Origin of the sequence: Rossellomorea sp. RS05 (assembly GCF_039822645.1) — a bacterium.
GTDB classification, from domain to species: Bacteria; Bacillota; Bacilli; order Bacillales; family Bacillaceae_B; genus Rossellomorea; species Rossellomorea marisflavi_B.
Map to the genome: position 1 here is coordinate 975,712 of NZ_JBDKWY010000001.1, position 17,129 is coordinate 992,840.

The 17,129-nt window shown below is 44.7% G+C and carries 20 protein-coding genes; 9 read left to right on the forward strand and 11 right to left on the reverse strand.

Annotated features, from left to right (window positions below; genetic code table 11):
- Window position 1 precedes the first annotated feature (1 nt).
- Window positions 2-2,851, reverse strand: a complete 2,850-nt coding sequence (locus ABJ225_RS05015) for a 2-oxoglutarate dehydrogenase E1 component (protein WP_347318817.1) — start codon at window positions 2,849-2,851, stop codon at window positions 2-4.
- 482 nt (window positions 2,852-3,333) lie between these two features.
- On the opposite strand from ABJ225_RS05015, the gene ABJ225_RS05020 reads away from it, so the two are divergent.
- Entirely contained in the window at window positions 3,334-3,807 is a 474-nt protein-coding gene (locus tag ABJ225_RS05020) for an Hsp20/alpha crystallin family protein (RefSeq protein ID WP_079516195.1), read from the forward strand.
- A gap of 11 nt (window positions 3,808-3,818) precedes the next feature.
- On the opposite strand, the gene ABJ225_RS05025 is transcribed toward ABJ225_RS05020, so the two are convergent.
- From ABJ225_RS05025 to ABJ225_RS05035, 3 genes are read right to left on the reverse strand one after another with little or no spacing between them, the layout of a single operon-like run.
- A complete protein-coding gene (locus ABJ225_RS05025; protein WP_258523401.1) occupies window positions 3,819-5,225 on the reverse strand; it encodes a HAMP domain-containing sensor histidine kinase in 1,407 nt (468 codons plus the stop codon).
- Window positions 5,222-5,902 (reverse strand): response regulator transcription factor, encoded by a 681-nt coding sequence (locus ABJ225_RS05030; protein ID WP_053426895.1) that lies wholly within the window; start codon window positions 5,900-5,902, stop codon window positions 5,222-5,224. The genes ABJ225_RS05025 and ABJ225_RS05030 overlap by 4 nt, the downstream gene beginning before the upstream one ends.
- Before the next feature lie 30 nt (window positions 5,903-5,932).
- A complete protein-coding gene (locus ABJ225_RS05035; RefSeq protein WP_258523402.1) occupies window positions 5,933-6,058 on the reverse strand; it encodes a hypothetical protein in 126 nt (41 codons plus the stop codon).
- Between the two features lie 629 nt (window positions 6,059-6,687).
- On the opposite strand from ABJ225_RS05035, the gene ABJ225_RS05040 reads away from it, so the two are divergent.
- Window positions 6,688-7,473: a LamB/YcsF family protein gene (locus ABJ225_RS05040; protein ID WP_290032699.1), complete on the forward strand. Its 786-nt coding sequence runs from the start codon at window positions 6,688-6,690 to the stop codon at window positions 7,471-7,473.
- Window positions 7,445-7,837 (forward strand): secondary thiamine-phosphate synthase enzyme YjbQ, encoded by a 393-nt coding sequence (locus ABJ225_RS05045; RefSeq protein ID WP_347318821.1) that lies wholly within the window; start codon window positions 7,445-7,447, stop codon window positions 7,835-7,837. The genes ABJ225_RS05040 and ABJ225_RS05045 overlap by 29 nt, the downstream gene beginning before the upstream one ends.
- A gap of 109 nt (window positions 7,838-7,946) precedes the next feature.
- Here ABJ225_RS05045 and ABJ225_RS05050 read toward each other — a convergent pair whose 3' ends face one another.
- Window positions 7,947-8,336 (reverse strand): thiol-disulfide oxidoreductase DCC family protein, encoded by a 390-nt coding sequence (locus ABJ225_RS05050; RefSeq protein WP_347318823.1) that lies wholly within the window; start codon window positions 8,334-8,336, stop codon window positions 7,947-7,949.
- Window positions 8,337-8,358: 22 nt separating this feature from the next.
- Window positions 8,359-8,934: a histidine phosphatase family protein gene (locus ABJ225_RS05055; RefSeq protein ID WP_347318825.1), complete on the reverse strand. Its 576-nt coding sequence runs from the start codon at window positions 8,932-8,934 to the stop codon at window positions 8,359-8,361.
- A gap of 117 nt (window positions 8,935-9,051) precedes the next feature.
- On the opposite strand from ABJ225_RS05055, the gene ABJ225_RS05060 reads away from it, so the two are divergent.
- Window positions 9,052-9,249, forward strand: coding sequence for a hypothetical protein (locus ABJ225_RS05060; RefSeq protein ID WP_048012859.1), 198 nt, complete (start codon window positions 9,052-9,054; stop codon window positions 9,247-9,249).
- Window positions 9,250-9,537: 288 nt separating this feature from the next.
- Window positions 9,538-9,768, forward strand: coding sequence for a hypothetical protein (locus tag ABJ225_RS05065; RefSeq protein WP_218245986.1), 231 nt, complete (start codon window positions 9,538-9,540; stop codon window positions 9,766-9,768).
- 28 nt (window positions 9,769-9,796) lie between these two features.
- Here ABJ225_RS05065 and ABJ225_RS05070 read toward each other — a convergent pair whose 3' ends face one another.
- Window positions 9,797-10,270: an NUDIX hydrolase gene (locus tag ABJ225_RS05070; protein ID WP_347318827.1), complete on the reverse strand. Its 474-nt coding sequence runs from the start codon at window positions 10,268-10,270 to the stop codon at window positions 9,797-9,799.
- Between the two features lie 50 nt (window positions 10,271-10,320).
- On the reverse strand, window positions 10,321-10,641 hold the full coding sequence (locus ABJ225_RS05075) for a hypothetical protein (protein ID WP_218245988.1): 321 nt from the start codon (window positions 10,639-10,641) through the stop codon (window positions 10,321-10,323).
- 142 nt (window positions 10,642-10,783) lie between these two features.
- Between ABJ225_RS05075 and ABJ225_RS05080 the strand changes: the two genes are divergently transcribed.
- From ABJ225_RS05080 to ABJ225_RS05090, 3 genes are read left to right on the forward strand one after another with little or no spacing between them, the layout of a single operon-like run.
- On the forward strand, window positions 10,784-11,380 hold the full coding sequence (locus ABJ225_RS05080; RefSeq protein WP_347318829.1) for a TetR/AcrR family transcriptional regulator: 597 nt from the start codon (window positions 10,784-10,786) through the stop codon (window positions 11,378-11,380).
- 6 nt (window positions 11,381-11,386) lie between these two features.
- Entirely contained in the window at window positions 11,387-11,731 is a 345-nt protein-coding gene (locus ABJ225_RS05085; protein ID WP_218245990.1) for a DMT family transporter, read from the forward strand.
- Entirely contained in the window at window positions 11,731-12,045 is a 315-nt protein-coding gene (locus tag ABJ225_RS05090; protein WP_218245991.1) for a DMT family transporter, read from the forward strand. The genes ABJ225_RS05085 and ABJ225_RS05090 overlap by 1 nt, the downstream gene beginning before the upstream one ends.
- A gap of 124 nt (window positions 12,046-12,169) precedes the next feature.
- Here ABJ225_RS05090 and ABJ225_RS05095 read toward each other — a convergent pair whose 3' ends face one another.
- Genes ABJ225_RS05095 through ABJ225_RS05105 form a run of 3 tightly spaced genes read right to left on the reverse strand, consistent with a single transcriptional unit; the run spans window position 12,170 to window position 15,826 of the window.
- Window positions 12,170-13,273 carry a Ger(x)C family spore germination protein gene (locus ABJ225_RS05095; protein ID WP_347318832.1) on the reverse strand — a complete coding sequence of 368 codons (1,104 nt, stop codon included), beginning with the start codon at window positions 13,271-13,273 and terminating at the stop codon, window positions 12,170-12,172.
- Complete coding sequence (locus tag ABJ225_RS05100; RefSeq protein ID WP_347318835.1) at window positions 13,270-14,373, reverse strand: GerAB/ArcD/ProY family transporter; 1,104 nt, start codon at window positions 14,371-14,373, stop codon at window positions 13,270-13,272. The genes ABJ225_RS05095 and ABJ225_RS05100 overlap by 4 nt, the downstream gene beginning before the upstream one ends.
- On the reverse strand, window positions 14,360-15,826 hold the full coding sequence (locus tag ABJ225_RS05105; RefSeq protein ID WP_347318837.1) for a spore germination protein: 1,467 nt from the start codon (window positions 15,824-15,826) through the stop codon (window positions 14,360-14,362). The genes ABJ225_RS05100 and ABJ225_RS05105 overlap by 14 nt, the downstream gene beginning before the upstream one ends.
- 187 nt (window positions 15,827-16,013) lie before the next feature.
- Here ABJ225_RS05105 and ABJ225_RS05110 point away from each other — a divergent pair, with 187 nt between their 5' ends.
- Window positions 16,014-17,105 carry an AI-2E family transporter gene (locus ABJ225_RS05110; protein ID WP_048014414.1) on the forward strand — a complete coding sequence of 364 codons (1,092 nt, stop codon included), beginning with the start codon at window positions 16,014-16,016 and terminating at the stop codon, window positions 17,103-17,105.
- Window positions 17,106-17,129: the final 24 nt, after the last annotated feature.

Consider the following 17,129-nt stretch of genomic DNA (forward strand, 5'->3'; position numbering starts at 1 on the left):
CTTATCGGGTTAACGCTTCGTTCAGGATACGTGATTGTTCTTTTTTGTGTACGGTCGCTTCGCCTTCAGACGGACTTGATCGCCTTCTCCTGCCGACATAATGAACGCTTATTCCCTCTGGTGCAAGCTCTCTCAGGCGCGGTTCTGCAAATGACCATGCACCCATATTTTTCGGTTCTTCCTGAATCCATACAATCTCTTTCAGGTTCGGGTATCTTTCAAGGATTGTTGCGATATCCTGATTAGGGAATGGATACACTTCCTCCACTCGAAGGATATGAAGCCAATCCAGTCCTTCCATTTCACCAAGTTTTTCTTCAAGGTCGATGGTGATTTTTCCACTTCCGAGGATGATGCGTTCCACGGCTTCATGATTTTCACCCGTACCCTTTTGTTCGAGGACGGAATGGAACTCGCCTCCTGCCAACTCTTCTGCCGTAACGGATGCATGTTGATTCCGTAGCAGGCTCTTCGGTGTCATGACCACGAGCGGCCTTACCTCTTCTTTCTGCAAGATCGCAGCCTGCCTTCTCAACAGGTGGAAGTACTGACCTGAAGTCGAACAGTTGGCAACGGTCCAGTTGTACTCACCGCCAAGCTGCAGGAAGCGTTCCATACGGGCGCTGGAATGCTCCGGTCCCTGCCCTTCGTAGGCATGAGGGAGAAGCAGGACCAGTCCTGATTTTTGACCCCATTTAGCACGGCCTGCCGAGATGAACTGATCGAACATCACCTGGGCCATGTTGGAGAAGTCGCCGAACTGTGCTTCCCATAGAACCAAGGTTTCAGGGGCAAATACGTTATAACCATATTCATATCCGACAACGGCCGTTTCAGTAAGAGGGCTGTTGTGAACAACGAATGAAGCATGTGTTTCTTTCAGATTATGAAGGGGGATATACTCTTTACCGGACTGCTCATCATGCAGGACAAGATGACGCTGGGCGAACGTTCCCCTTTCGGAATCCTGACCGGTAAGTCGAATCGGAGTCCCATCCTTCAAGATGCTTGCAAAAGCAAGGGTCTCTGCATGGGCCCAATCGATCTTCCCTTTCCCTTCAAACGCAAGTCCCCTACGCTGAAGGATTTTCCCAAGCTTCTTGAAGACATTGAATCCTTCCGGCCACTGAAGCATTTCATCGTTCAAGCCCTTCAAGATATCAGGGTCGACTGACGTCTTGATATCAGGCAGGCCATTCGCAACGAATTCAGGAGGAGCGAGGATCGTATCTGGATCATCATCTTTTGCCGGGACCTTGTCATAAGCAGCCTTCAGCATATCTTCGATTTCTTTATCCATTGCAGCAATTTCGTCTTTATTCACAATTCCTTCAGATAGCAACTTTTCCGAGAAAAGTTCCTTTACGTTCGGGTGTTTGTGAATGATCTTGTACATCAACGGATTCGTGACCATCGGTTCATCCATCTCATTGTGTCCGAAGCGGCGGTACCCGATCAGGTCGATGACGAAATCCTTTCCGAACGTCTTACGGTATTCATACGCAAGGACCGCTGCCGTCAGGCATGCTTCAGGGTCATCTGCATTCACATGGACGATCGGCACCTCGAACCCTTTTGCCGTATCGGATGCGTATTTCGTCGATCTTGAATCCCTGCTTTCCGTCGTAAATCCAATCATATTATTGGCGATCAAATGAATCGATCCGCCTGTACCATAGCCGCGCAGCCTGCTCATGTTCAGCGTTTCGGCCACGACTCCCTGACCAGGGAATGCGGCATCACCGTGGATCATGATGGCATACGATGTTTCCGGGGATTGTTCCGGATAACCCTTATCTTCCCTTGTCTCCTGTGCTGCCCTTGTGTATCCTGCAACGATCGGACTCACTACTTCAAGGTGACTCGGATTATTGGCAAGCGTCACCCTCGCGCGGGCCGTCGGCAGCTGGCGGGGTGATATCTCACGGTCTGCACCGAGATGATATTTGACATCCCCCGTCCATCCGAACGTAATTCCAATAGAACCTTCTGATGGAATGAGGTCTTTACTCGGTGCGTGCTGGAACTCCGCGAAGATCATTTCATACGGTTTGCCGACCACATGGGCAAGGACATTCAGGCGACCACGGTGGGCCATGCCGATATTAACCGTCTTGGCACCGGCCTCAACGGAGTGGCGTACCATCTCGTCGAGAAGGGGAACCATCGTATCAAGACCTTCGATCGAGAAGCGCTTCTGTCCTACGAATGTGCGATGAATGAACTTTTCAAAGCCATCCACTTCGGCAAGTCTCCTTAAAAGGAGCAGCTTCTGATCTTTCGTCAATTTCGGGAAGAACTGACCTGACTCGATTTTCTCACGCAGCCAATTCTTTTCTTCTAGCTCGTGCACATGCGCATATTCATAGGCAAGTTTTTTCGTATATACCTTTTTCAGATGTTTGATGGCTAGAAGTCCGTCCGTGACATGTTCCGGTGCGTCAGGACATAGGAAATCAACCGGTATCTTCTTGAGATCCTCTTCAGTCAAGTCGAATGCGGAAAGATCAATTCTTCTCGTATCCTTCTCCCGGTCATTAAGAGGATTGATATCGGCTGCCAAATGGCCATATGTACGGATGTTGTCGGCCAGTTTGACGGCCGCCACCATCTTGCTCAATTCTGTCGGCTGTGCCGGCAGGGAAAACGAAGTATCGGCTGATTGGGCATCTGCCAAGACTTGTGCGTCTTCAGCTTTCGGTGGGCCCCATTGATCAAATAGTTCTTTCAGCTCGGGATCTACTGCATCGGGATCCTGCAGATATTCTTCATACACTTCGATCACATAGCCAAGATTGGGTCCATAAAACGATTCCCATGGTCCACCCTGATTGGTCGATTGCTTTTTCATCGTGAAAAACCTCCAACTGATTTGCCACTTAGTATTATTTGGATATCATGTATTCATCCCAATTCATATTATGGAAGAATAGTAAAATTTGTTCGTATAAAACGCTTACAAGGATATTTTATCACTGTAAAGGACTATTATAAAGCCCTTAAATCAAATTTCTCAAAATTTTTACTCTACAGTTCTTAAGGTGTGGAATTTCTTTGAGAAGGCCATCTCCCCTTTATTCCCATAATGTCATTTAGTTGATGCGTCAATTAACCCATTATTCTGAAATAATTTTATGTGAAGCGCTTACTATTCTTGCTCATCATGTATGAGGTGATAGACTTTTTTCATAAACCATCTTACTACTCTTCCTAAAAAAAACCAAACAATTTTTACTGAATTTCAGCAATTTTTGAGTTTGTCAGTCTGCGAACCTTCCGCCCATCGATGAATAGAATGTCTTAAGTGAATGATCCAAGAAATGAGGTGCGACGATGTTTCCATGGAACGTATTCCCCTTTATGAAAGGGATGAAACAGAATATGAATCCTCAGGAAGTGGATTCATACGTACAGGACATGATGAAAAAAATGTTTCCCGGCGGGTTCGAGAGCATGATGAATGCCAACAGCACCATGGGCGGGGCCTCACCCCAGCATACGCCCCATCAAAGCAGCGAGCAGAGTGTAAGCATCCCTGCACATGTGTTTGAATCCTTCGAGGATGTGTATGTCCGTTTTGAATTAAAAGATGAGGGGCTGATGAAAAAGGTAAAAATTTTTCACACCTCCAATCAGGCCATCATAGAAAACATCCCCTCCGACGGGGACCGCCAAGTCATGACACTTCCTTGTCTCGTGAAGAAAAAAGGGGCCTCTGCACACTTTCGTGACGGCATCCTGGAGGTGAAAATCCCTAAAAGCACAGATATGCAGTTTACAGAAATAGACGTCTCAGATCGATACTGAGACGTCTAGGATCAGGCTTTATTCAACTTAATGCGGATGATGGTACCCGTCGGCTTATTGAGATCGGCTTCAATGATCCCTCCGTAGTTTTGAATAAGCTTGGAAGCAATGGCAAGTCCCAAGCCATATCCACCCTTCTCACGGCTCCTGGCTTTGTCTACCCTGTAGAAACGGTCAAAGATCTTCGGCAGATCGGTTTCGGGAATGCCTATTCCTTCATCCTTTACCTCGATGACGACACGGTCCCCTTCATCATCCAGGACCATTTCAATCACTGAGCCCCTATCTGAATACTTAACGGCATTATCGAATATGATCGTCAGTACCTGTTCAAGATGCCGAGGCTGCATGACAGCCTCCGTGGGGCCGGACAGGCCATCATTCAGTCTGAATGTGTAATCTGTATGAAGGAACTCGAAGTCTCCGAGCACCTTGCCGGCCACCTTACGGACATCCGCACGCACGTTGTTCAGATCCTGCTTTTCACGATCTGCCCTTGATAATTCAAGAAGTTCCCCCACCAGGCGCTTGATCCTCTCCAGCTCTTCCAGTGAGACTTCCAGGGATTCCTCCAGGATGGTCGGGTCTTTTTTCCCCCAGCGATTAAGGAGGGAAAGGTGGCCTTCGAGCACCTGGATCGGTGTCCTCAGTTCATGGGAGGCATCCTCTACAAACTGTTGCTGTTGCTGGAACGATTTTTCAATCTGGCTCATCATGGCGTTGAAAATATAAGATAATTCCGAGATTTCGTCAGCAGAATCTCCGATATCCACCCTCTCATGAAAGCCCTTCCTTTCGATGGATCTCATCGTTTCAGAGAGGTTATTCAACGGCTTGACGAATTTTCCGGCCATGATATACCCGATAAGCGCGCTGATCAGGAGTGCGCCGATCCCGATGATGGACATCATCCAGAATAGATTTCTCATGACGGTTTCATACCGGTTAAGCGGCTGGATGATTTCCACATATCCATTGAATTCACTGGAACGGATCGGAGACCTTCCGATCAGCATCTTCTTGTTTTCAGACTCGATGAGATGAACGGACTTGCCTCTGACCGGCTCGAATGGGACATAGAATGATGTATCACTTTCCCCGCGGATCTCGAGGACCTGGTTCCCTTCTGTATCAAGGATCCTGATCGTTTGATCCTTTTCGGCAATCTGCTTCATGAGATCCTGGCTGTCAAAGATGTCCTGTTTCTGGATATTCGGCCCACGCTGTTTGAAGAAGACGGTGATTTCGTCCAGCACGCGTCCGAAACTGCTCTCTTCTTCATTGATGAGCCATTTATCTATGGCATGATATTGAAAGAAACTGAATAAAAAAAAGGCTAAAAAGATAGCAGAACCAGCCGCCAATGCCCATTTAACCTTTAAAGACGTATGTTTGAACCGATAAACCAGTTTATTCATGATCTCATCACGTAACCGGTGCCCCGTACCGTCTGGATGTAACTGTCATCCCCGGGACCATCAATCTTATTCCGTAAGTACCGGACATAGACGTCTACGACATTTGTTTCGACTTCCGTATCATATCCCCATACCTTGTTCAGGAGCACTTCCCTCGTCAAGACGATATTCTGATTCTCCATGAACGCAAGGAGAAGATCGTACTCCCTCTTTGTCACTTCAATTTCCCTATCACCTTTCAGCACCTGCCTGGATTCCTTTTTGACAACAAGATCACGATAGGAGAAGCTCGTTTGATGAGAGAGCTGAGCTTCATTTTCGGACCGACGGAACACCGCCCTCAACCTGGCCAGGAGTTCTTCGATGGCGAAAGGTTTAATGATATAATCATCCGCACCGCTGTCAAGTCCCGAAACCCGGTCCATCACACTGTCACGCGCTGTGATCATGAGGATCGGGGTCGCCTTTACCTGACGGATCCTGCGGCATACTTCCAAACCGCTCAGACTCGGGAGCATGAGATCAAGGAGGATGATATCCCATTCCTGATTCAATGCCAGGTCCAACCCTTCGCGGCCATCATAGGCCTGCCCGATCTCATAGCCTTCATATGTCAATTCAAGCTCGATGAATCGGGACAGATTTTTTTCATCTTCTATTACTAATATTCGTTTCACACCATCACCTGCTCTGCTGCCTTATATTCCTTATTTTAGTCTATTTTTATCAAAAATAAAATCTTGAATGGCATGAATGATTTCTACACCTTGATACGCAAAGAGTGAAATGGCAGTAAGACTGAAGAATAATACAGGTATAAATCGTATCCACATGATTTTTACCTCCTTTGATTTACCAACATTATCTCCCCTCAAGATTAAATTTCCATGAGAATGAGATGAATTTTCTTTAACATAGCAAGAAAGATTTTCGAGATCAGGTTTGGTTTACATAATATTATTATAGATTATCTATGTTAGTTGTCCGTTCTACAGTGGTACAGTACATATATGGTTCATATATACAATACTTAAGGGGGGCTGATCATGATCTGGTTGATTGCATGCGTGCTTTTTTCCATAGTGGTATTCGAAGAGGGAGTGAATTTCTTATTACGGCGGAAAGTGTTTGGAAGGACCCGTGTTGACTCAGGTAGGCACAAACAGGTACTGGAGAGTTTCAGTGCAGTGTTCCGGCTGAAAAGACAAAAAAAGAAGACAAAAGCTTCAGCATGACTTTTGTCTTCAAAGGAAAGAAATTAGAATGGGTCTTATAACATAAAGATTTTACCATACGAACCTGATTCATATGTTTGGGAGTGAAATCCTTATTCATAAGCAAGATTCATTGTAATCCTCAAAAAAGTGAATACAATTAAAGAAAGATTAAAATTCAATGAGAATTTCTTTTTTTATGGTTGAAATGCTAAAAAAGAAATGGCTGATCGGGAGAGGATGATTTGATGATTGATATGAACTGCGATTTGGGAGAGGGCTTTGGTCGGTTCTCGGTTGGTGACGATAAGGCCATCATGGCATTTGTGACATCGGTCAATATCGCCTGCGGTTTTCACGCAGGGGATCCGGTGGTGATGAGGAAAACCGTGGATCTTGCGGCTGAGGCCGGTGTTTCTGTTGGGGCACACCCCGGGTACCCCGATCTACAGGGGTTTGGAAGGCGGGCCATGAACATGGATCCTGAAGAAGTATATGCCATGGTTCAATATCAGATCGGATCGCTCACTGCCTTCACGACTGCCAAGGGCATCCGGCTGAACCACGTGAAGCCTCACGGTGCACTGTACAACACCGCCGCACAAAACCCCCTTATTGCCTCGGCGATCGCTGACGCGGTCCATTCTTTGGACCCTGACCTGATTCTTTACGGACTGTCCGGTAGTGAGCTGACAAAAGCAGGGGAAAACGCCGGCTTGAAGGTGTATCATGAAGTATTTGCCGATCGCTCATATGAAGAAGATGGGACTCTGTCACCGCGGCATCTTTCCGGAGCCCTCCTCACCGGAGACGAGGCGCTGGATCAGGTGAGGCAGATCATACAGAGTGGGCATGTACATACGAGACTGGGAGCATGCATCCCCCTCAAAGCCGATACCATCTGTGTACATGGAGATCACCCGTCCGCCATCCGTCTAGCGGAAAAGGTCCGAGAGATTCTCCATACTCTATCACCCTATTCGAATAAAGACAGGAGAGATTCTTATGAAAATCATTCAGATTCAGACCACTAAAAGAGACGAAATGATCGATATTACACGAGAGGTCCAGAACCATGTGGATCAGACAGATGTGAGTACGGGTGCCGTCGTCGTACAATCCCTCCATACGACTGCCGGCATCACCGTGAATGAAAATGCCGATCCCGACGTGAAGACCGATTTCCTCAGGAGACTCGATGAAGTGTTCCCTTGGGATCTTCAGTCCGACCTGCACGCTGAAGGAAATACGGCCGCACATCTGAAAACATCCACGACAGGACATGCCCAGACCATTCTTATACACGAAGGCGAACTCCTCCTCGGTACCTGGCAAGGTATTTATTTTTGTGAGTTTGACGGCCCCAGGATGCGATCATTTGCCGTTTCCATTTTGTAAAGAGCCACCCTTCATATGAAAAAGAAAATCCGGACATCCGTCCTTGATGCCGATCGGCGCAGGGCGGATGTCCGGATTCTTTAATGGTGGTTCATACCGATCCTTGGTGTCATGACAAAAACCGTTCCCTGAGTTCCTTAGAAGGGATGCTGCATTGATCTATTTGTCCAAACCATTTGTATCTTCTCTTGGCAAATTGCTTATAAGCAACGTCCCGAATACGACGGGGAATGATCCTTGCAAACTTACCCAATGAATAAGGGAAGCGCAGCCTACTTGAGATTCTTATGACAGCATCGGATTCAGTGAATGCGCGTTTGTCTTCGATGAGGACGATGCTATCCACTTCCTCATGAACACCATGTCGAATCAACAGTTCTTTCCCCTTTTCACTTTGAAGGGAAGCGAACTGAAAAACCTTCTTTTTGTCGTGGCGGATGATGAACTGGACCGATCGGTCACAAAAGTTGCAGACTCCGTCGAATAATATAATGGCCATTTTCATCCCCCCTTTGATCTGCTCATGCACCGGGATTGGATAGATGATTGATCACGTTATACCCCTTCACCTGCCATGAGTCTCCGAAATAGTGAAGATTATTGATGCACCCGTTGAAAAGCTTCACCTCTTGCTGCTCGTCCAGATGGAATAGCTTCAGGATGGCTGCAATGACGCCTCCATGGGAAACCAATAGGATTCGTTTATCGGGATAGCGATGCAGGATTGCAGATAGGCCTGCCATGATCCGGTTGGAAAGGTCATTCTCTGTTTCCATACCGGGAAAGTCAAACCCTTTATAGGAAGCTCTCCTTTCTTCCCTCGTCAGTCCTTCCCCTTTACCGAATCCACGTTCCATGAACTCGTCCATCACCTCCATGGGTAGGCCCATCTTTTCGTTAATGATCTCTCCCGTTTCCCTGGCGCGATCCAAGGATGTCGTGATCATTACATCCCAATCCCCACCGGAAAGATGATCCCTGCACTCACGGGCCTGTTTTCTCCCTGCTTCATTAAGGGGGATGTTGGTCTGTCCCTGAAGCCTCCCCGCCTTATTCCAATCGGTTTGACCGTGTCTGATCAAGCAAATCTGTGTCATGTGAATGTACCCCCTGTCAGGTGTTTTCATACAGTGTACTACAAAGCGGCGGTCAATGGGGACCAATAGGTTTCGAAACCGCATACAAGGGAAAAGGATGGCAAGGGAGGGGATTTTATGAAACCTGAAACCATCATTCCGAAAGATGCCGGTGATGAAATCATGGAAGTCCTAGTCGACGGCCTGCAGCGTGATCTAACAGAAGACGAACGTGAGCTGGTTGATCGATGGACCTCGAGCTTTGATAAACCGGAGAGGGCTACCATCATCAATATGCTGAAGGAGCTTCTCAATAAGCATAAACGCCATGATTGATCGATAAAAAATGCCGGCCCTCATCTGTGATAGGGCCGGCATTTTTTATCGGTCATGTGTGAGGTCAAGCAGACGATCGATGTCAATCCGGTAGATCGGTCGAGTCAGTTCTTCTTCTCCAAGGTCCACGGTATTTTCAAGCAGTTCATCTATATTCATCATGCAACCTCCTACGCTGTTGCTATTCCCGTTTTGTTCGTCACATAATCATTCGAATGGCGCACCTTTTTTATGTGGGTCTTTTTGAAAGAACGATTGAATGAATGGAATAAGTGTGTTACGTTTAACGTGAATCATCAGTTGTTCGATGATTCGAGGAGGCCAACGATGAAACGATTCTCCATGCTTCACGTCCCTGAAGATAGGAATACTGGCCGTCCATCCATCATGATCCATATCCTTCCGACCACCGGTAATTATATAGCGGTCGGGCAATCATCCGGTTATTTCGGGAAGGCTTTTGGTCAATATGAAAAGCTTACCGCATACCATGCTTACCTGGATATCATCTCTAGATAATGAGATAGACGTATAAAAGACGGCGCTTTCAAGCGTCGTCTTTTTGATTTTTCTTTTTTTTCATAAAGTCTTCCACCATCTTCCTTTGACTTGCCACCATATCATCAGGCAAATCTTTCGGGGAGATGAACTCCAGCTTCGTTCCTTCAGAACGCTGCAGTTTCAAATGACCTTCAAACTCCTCGGAGTGAAAGCAGACTGTAACGGAATAGAACTGGTCGCCATTTTCCGCTTCTATGTACTGATCTTGACCGGAATAGACGTTCACGAGCTTAAGGCGTCCCACTTCCAGATTCGTTTCTTCCTTTACCTCCCTCCTCCCCGTCTCCTCAGCGGATTCCCCGAGTTCCATCAGACCTCCGGGGAGACCCCATTTCCCAACGGGAAAGGTGCGCCTTTGCAGGAGGATCCTCCCCTGCCTGTCGGTTAAAATGACCGTGGAACCGACGAGATTGACCGGTCTTGTACCGATCAGTGATCTCAGTTCTTCAATATAGCCCATGTAGACCCCCACCTTTAAGGTGATTGTACCGGATCCCCCTTCACCTGTCATTATTTCCTTCTAATTTTTATGAGCTCGCCTTCTTCCACGGTGATTTTCACCTTTTCACCCACACGGTAATCCAAGTATCGGTCACAGTCGACTTCATAGGTTGTTTCATTACTTAGGGTGATAGAGCAACGACGACCGGCAACGTCGATTTCACGTCCCGTCTTCACGCCCTGAGCCGTATTTTCAGCTATGGGATAAAACTTTTCTTCAATGGTGAGCCATCCATTATGAGTACCATTCATCCATTTCATGACTCCAAGTCCAATCAAAATAACGATCAGTATGCCTAAGACGATGAGTTTCAAACCGATTTTACCCACGTTCCCCCTCCTAGATATAACTCTAAAAGGTATATGCAGGGAAAAGGACATTCATGAAAAAGGATTCCTCTTTACAAGGTGGAAAAAATAAGATATTGTTTAACTACCGACCGTTAGTTAGTTGATGCAAGGAGGTATTTCGTTGAAGTTCGATAATAAGAAAATAATAAAACAAACTGCCTTGGATTTATTCGGCCAAAAAGGTTATGAAGAAACCTCTCTGAGTGATATTGCAGCTGTGGTTGGAATAAAAAAACCTTCCATTTACAATCATTTTTCAAGCAAAGAGGAGATTTTCACTGATGTCATAGAAGATCTCATCAAATCTGAAATCAGTTCCTATCATAAGCTGCATGAGATTGAACATCCAGGATCGGCCATCGAACAAGTGCGCAGGGTCTTTGACTCTTTCTGCCACCGCCTGTTGACGACAAAGGAGGCGCGGTTGTGGAAACGGGTAAGCTTCTACCCCCCTGACCCATTCAAGGAATTCATCAGCAAAAAGTTCTATGAACTTGAAGTCGAATATAGCCGCCTTCTCCGATCCATTCACGCTAGCGGAAAAAGGAACGGATACTTCATTCACATCGATGCGGACCAGTTTACTGCGTCATTCTTGTGTCTAATCGACGGGGTATTCCTCGACCATCATTATTATACGGAAGAAATCTTTAAAGAACGGATCGAGTCGATCTGGAAGGTCTATGAACTAGGATTGACCAACAACAAAGGAGTGTAGAACATCATGGGTTGGATTTATGTCATCATCGGAGGGATCCTGGAAATCGGCTGGGCGACCGGGCTCTCATTATCAGAAGGATTTACAAGGCCGGTGCCGAGTATCATCACGGCCATCCTGATCCTGATCAGCTTTTATTTCTTTTCAAATTCAATGAAGCTTCTCCCCATCGGAACTGCTTATGCGGTTTTCACAGGGATAGGTGCTGCAGGTACGGCCATTGTCGGCATGTTCATTCTCGGTGATGGGGTCAGCACGCTGAAGATTCTCTTCGTTGCCCTTCTCATATTCGGGATCATCGGGCTGAAGATGAGTGACAAAGAAGAACCGGAAGAAAGGGGGGCTCAGTAATGGCATGGCTTGCACTGATTGCCGCAGGGTGCTGCGAAGTGGTCATGGTTTCGTTCATGAAACTCTCCGAAGGATTCAAAAGGATCGTCCCCACAGCCGTGTGTTTCGTTGCAGGCGCACTTAGCTTCTATCTTTTGTCTGTTGCCTTGTTGGAGATACCCGTCAGTACAGGGTACGGTATCTGGACCGGTATCGGGTCTGCCGGCGCCGTCATCATGGGAATGATTTTCTTCAAGGAAGCAAAGGACGTTAAGCGGATCGCGTTCATTCTCTGTATTGTTGGAAGCATAATTGGATTAAAGATCGTATCCTGAACAGGAACTTCATCAGTTTGTACAATATCAGGATAAGGCTAAGTATATACCCATTTTCATCTTTTATGAATAAGTACCGAACATACTTTCCTGGGCCTATCTCCGGAAAGTATGTTCGGTATTATTAGTTTATAATGCCATTACCGGTAATTTCAGCTTGTACATTCGTTTCAAAATGAATTGTTGGGTATTCTTCTCTCCAATTCATTCTATTCCATTCCTTTGGATGAAAGGCGATTAATTCCCTTCCCACTCCGAATAAATCCGAATTAGCTTCCTGAATTTTTTTAATTGAGTCTTCAATTCTACTTGTTAGATCCCCTACAATTTCTTTGTTCAGACGTTTTATTTCTTTTTTGGTGAAAAGTTGGTTTGGAGGGTATTCCGCAACGTCAATATCGGCTTTCAAATGTAAACCTACCCTGATGTTTCCAGGGGTATTTGAAAGAATTCTCATCTTCACTTTGGTATTCATAAGGTTGTACGAAATATAATTCTGAATATTAGGTTCCTTATCTGCATTTACTTTTGAGACAAACCTAGCCACCTTTCCCTCTTGTTTCGTCATGATGAGGAGAATGGTGGATTCTTCATCCGTTAACTCTCCTGTCATCCTACGTCCACTAAACAATGCAGTTCCATCTTGAATAATCTCTTGCTCCTTCATCTTGAATAATGGAAGCATGAAATCTTTTCCTTCATCAAACATAACGGTGCAGATTGTTTGCATATTGACTTTCGGGACTTTTGACTGTGATTCAGATGAAGCAATGGATTCTATGATGAACTCAGATATGAGCACGTTGTTCATGGATAATTTTCGAAGGTAATCCCCTGCAGTTCCTTTTGTTACAGCAATTTTAGAGGAAATTGAATTTTTGGGGTCACGAAAAAAAATGTCCATAAAGTCATAAATGTCTTCCTTCGCCAAATCTTCCCCCAATAAGTAGACTTGATTTTTCGATTGCTCTAAGTTCCCGGATATTCTATTCTCTAAATTTATTCGAAGATCACGGATGCTGTATCCTTCAGCATTCACTTCTAAGTTCGTGGGGACTCCCCCCTTAAAATCGCGAATGATGACTGTTCCTTCCACCATAGAATCATTACCACCAAGATCAAATGCTGTTGAATATACCAGACGGCTACTTTTCAGTAACCTCTGATCCCAGCAACCGGATAGGAATAATTGAGAGATGATGAATATCAGAACCACTACCTTTCTCAACCGGAATTCACCCCTTTCCTCTTCAGTATCAGTGATAGTATCAGGATGATGATTGGAAGGATGACAACCATCATATAAGACAAATTCATGACATAATAGTGATAAACCTCGATCTTTGTAATGTCGACCATGAGTGCAATGCTAAAACTTACCGACCCAAACCCCACCAGGCACCATGTTCCTTTCTTCTTGTTCATTCCTTTAAGTAAGTTTCTGCTTCCTTCAAGCGAAAAGAATAAATAGCTCGTTAAGGAAGTTATGACATTGACAATCCATAGAGACAAAAATATCAAGTCAATTCTCTCTATAATTTGAAGGTTTATGGATTTGACAAAATACAAAACAGGCTGCGGAATGATCAATAGTTCTGACGGGCTAAATACCACCGCACATATTAGAAACATAGTTAAATACAAGAGCGTAACTAGCCAACTGGCTAAGCTGACAGTTTTTAATATAGATTTCCCACCAAGTGTATTGAAATATGGAAAGAGGAGTAACAACATCTCAAATCCGAACATGGAAAATCCAGCTTCCTCCGCTCCACTTATCATGTTCATGCCGAATTCTTTTCCTATTGGAAATAAGTAGCGTATTTCTACAGGATAGGTTCCAAGGACCACTAAAGACATGAAAAGCAAAAATAGTACAAGACCAGAAACTAAAATGTAAATGTTACTGATGGTTAACACATGTTCTCTAGCCAACATTATGGCGGTTAGCACCAGTAAACTCATAACAATCCATTTTGGGGTATAAATCAATAACCAGGTTTTTATCACTTTCGTCGAAAACATGAGGATTAGAGCTGACACTAAAACCCCATAAATCGTATAGGCGATAGTGACCACGTTTCCCATGTACGTACCTAGAATCAATTTTAAATATCGGAAGTACGAAAGTTCCGGGAATCTTTTTGCAAGCATCCAAAATAAAAGTATGAGGAGTTGTACAACCAGACCTGCTAATAAGATCGACATCCACCCATCTTGCTTCGCCCGTTGAAAGACACTGTAAGGTAAACTTAATATGCCGACTCCTATCTGGGTTTGGATGATGAAAAATAAAAGTTGTGTTTTGGTTTGTTTAATTTGAATCATTTGTCTGCCTTCTTTGAGAAGCTTTTTTAATATTTTCTGGCCGCTTATTTATCATCCAAATCGGTAACCGTATCACCGCATCACGTAATGCTTTAACATCTAAAGGGACTAGGGGATAAAGATAGGGATGGCTCAAAGAAGTCAGGGTTGCTAAATGTATGAGAATCATCATCAAACCAATGATGATGCCAAAAAAACCAAACAACGATGCCATGACCATTAAAGGGAATCCTAAAATCCTTATTGATGTGCTCAATTCATTGGATGGTATAACAAAGGAGGATATGGCTGTAATGGCCACGACAATAACCATCGTATTTGAAACAAAATGAGCTTGTACGACCGCATTTCCAATTACCAAACCTCCTACTACTCCAATCGTCTGTGCTATTGGGTTTGGAAGCCTGATGGCAGCTTCTCGAATTAACTCAAGTGTTAACTGCATGATAGCCGCTTCAATCAGAGGCGGAAACGGGAGATATTCCAGTGAATTCTTAATAGAGAATATGATTTCAACTGGAATCACCTCATAATTATAAGAAATGACCGCTATATAAATAGCCGGTAGGCAGAGAGTCGTCATATAACTTAAAAGTCGAATCAACCTAAAAAACGATGCCGTAGTCGATCTGATGTTGTAATCTTCAGACGTCTGAAAGAAGCTAAAAAATGAAATTGGAAAAATCAATGAGGTTGGGTCTTCCTCCATCAACAACGCCACCCTTCCTTCAAGGATATTTCCTACAACCCTATCTGGCCGTTCAGTATTAAGCAATTGCGGAAAAGGAGAAAAAGCATTATCCTCTACATATTCTTCCAGTTGGCCCATCAATTGAATTTCTTCACTTTCTATAGAATCAATCCTATTTTCAACTTCCTTAACTATATCCCTATTAGCCAAATCAGAAATAAAGATAAGAGCCATTTTTGTACGTGTATTTTTCCCAACTGAAAAATACTTAACGGTCAATTTCTCAGACGAAATCCATTGACGGATGTAGGATATATTTTCAGTTAAGTCTCCTCCAAATCCTTGATGGGAACCACGAATTACCTTTTCATTCTCCGGTTCAACAGTTTGTGACGAACCTTTCTCTGGGACAGTAACGAGTGTCATTACTTCTGAATCATCTTCTAGCAATAGGCAACGTCCTTCAGCAAGCCCGGAAATCGCTACATCATGATCAGTGGTCTCGTCAATGTTACTACCACCAATAATGTTAATTACCTTACCTTGAGGATTCTCTAACAGTGGCATAACGACAAATTCGTATAAATCATTCTCTTGAACAATCGAATTGATATGTACGATTTTTAACACCTTCCTGTTAAAATAAAGATCTCTGAAGGAAAGGTCCTGAGTATTACCTAGCCCATTTTTTATAGCCGTCATTTTTTCAGTAAAAAAATCCATATGGTTATGATTTCTAATAAGAGGTTTGGGTTTCTTCATTTTTCTATTGGTCATGGAACACATCTTCACCCTCGATCATTTTGGTAAGTAGTTGTAGGTTCTCCTGAACTTACGGCTTTATTCTAATGAAGGAAGCTCTATTTTCTTAACACGTTAAAATTATGTATGAGACCTTGCAATTTGTTATACTAATTCCATTACATATATACTTTCAGGAGTGAATCAGTTGACCAAGAAGAAATTTTATACGTGGACCCTGCAAATCTTAATCATCCTCACCATCATTTTCGTTTCAACGAAGATCTCGTTCCTGTTCCAACCGATTGCTGTGTTCGTCTCGACCCTGTTCTTCCCCATCGTGATATCAGGATTCCTTTACTTCCTGCTGAATCCCGTCGTGAATCTATTGGAGAAGGCACGGCTGCCGCGGACCATCGCCATTATCGTACTCTATGCAGCCATTGTCGGGATACTTGTCCTCATCATAGGCAATGTGGCTCCGATCATCTACAAACAGATCACGGCTCTGTTCAACGAGCTTCCAAATTACGCTGATCAAACCAAACAGTTCGTCGAGTACCTGTCTGAAACAAAGCAATTCAAATGGGTCATGACGCAGGATTATGTATCTATGAAAGATATCGAAGACCAACTCATGGGGATTGCAAACTCCCTGCCGAATAACATTACATCAGGAATCAAAAGCATCGTGAGCATCGTAACGAATATTACGGTATTGATCGTGACGGTACCGTTCCTCCTGTTCTTCATGTTCAAGGACGGATATAAGCTGCCGGATGCCATTGCAAAATTTATGCCGGCAAGCTACCGTGAAGAAGGAGTCAAGACGCTCAAGGAAACAGGTGGTACATTGGCTGCCTATATCCAAGGTCAATTAACGGTTGCTTCATTCGTGGGCACTCTGACGTTCATCGGGTATCTCATCATCGGTCTTCCTTACGCTCTGGTAATGGCATTGATCGGGGCGGCAACCAACATCATTCCGTTCCTCGGTCCCTTCCTTGGGGCGGCACCAGCTGTGATCATTGGCCTCTTTGATTCTCCGACGAAGGCAGTACTCGTCATCGTCGTGGTTGTCATTGCTCAACAGATTGAAGGAAACTTCCTGTCTCCCCTCATTCTGGGCAAACGCCTGGATACCCATCCGGCAACAATCATCATCCTGTTGCTGGTAGCCGGGAACCTTGCAGGAATCGTAGGCATGATCCTTGCAGTACCATTCTACGCCGTCATGAAAACAATCGTTTTGAACCTGCTGAAGATCATCAGACTTCGTAGCTCTACGATCAAAGAATGAAAAAAAGGCCCTGCAGACGATGCA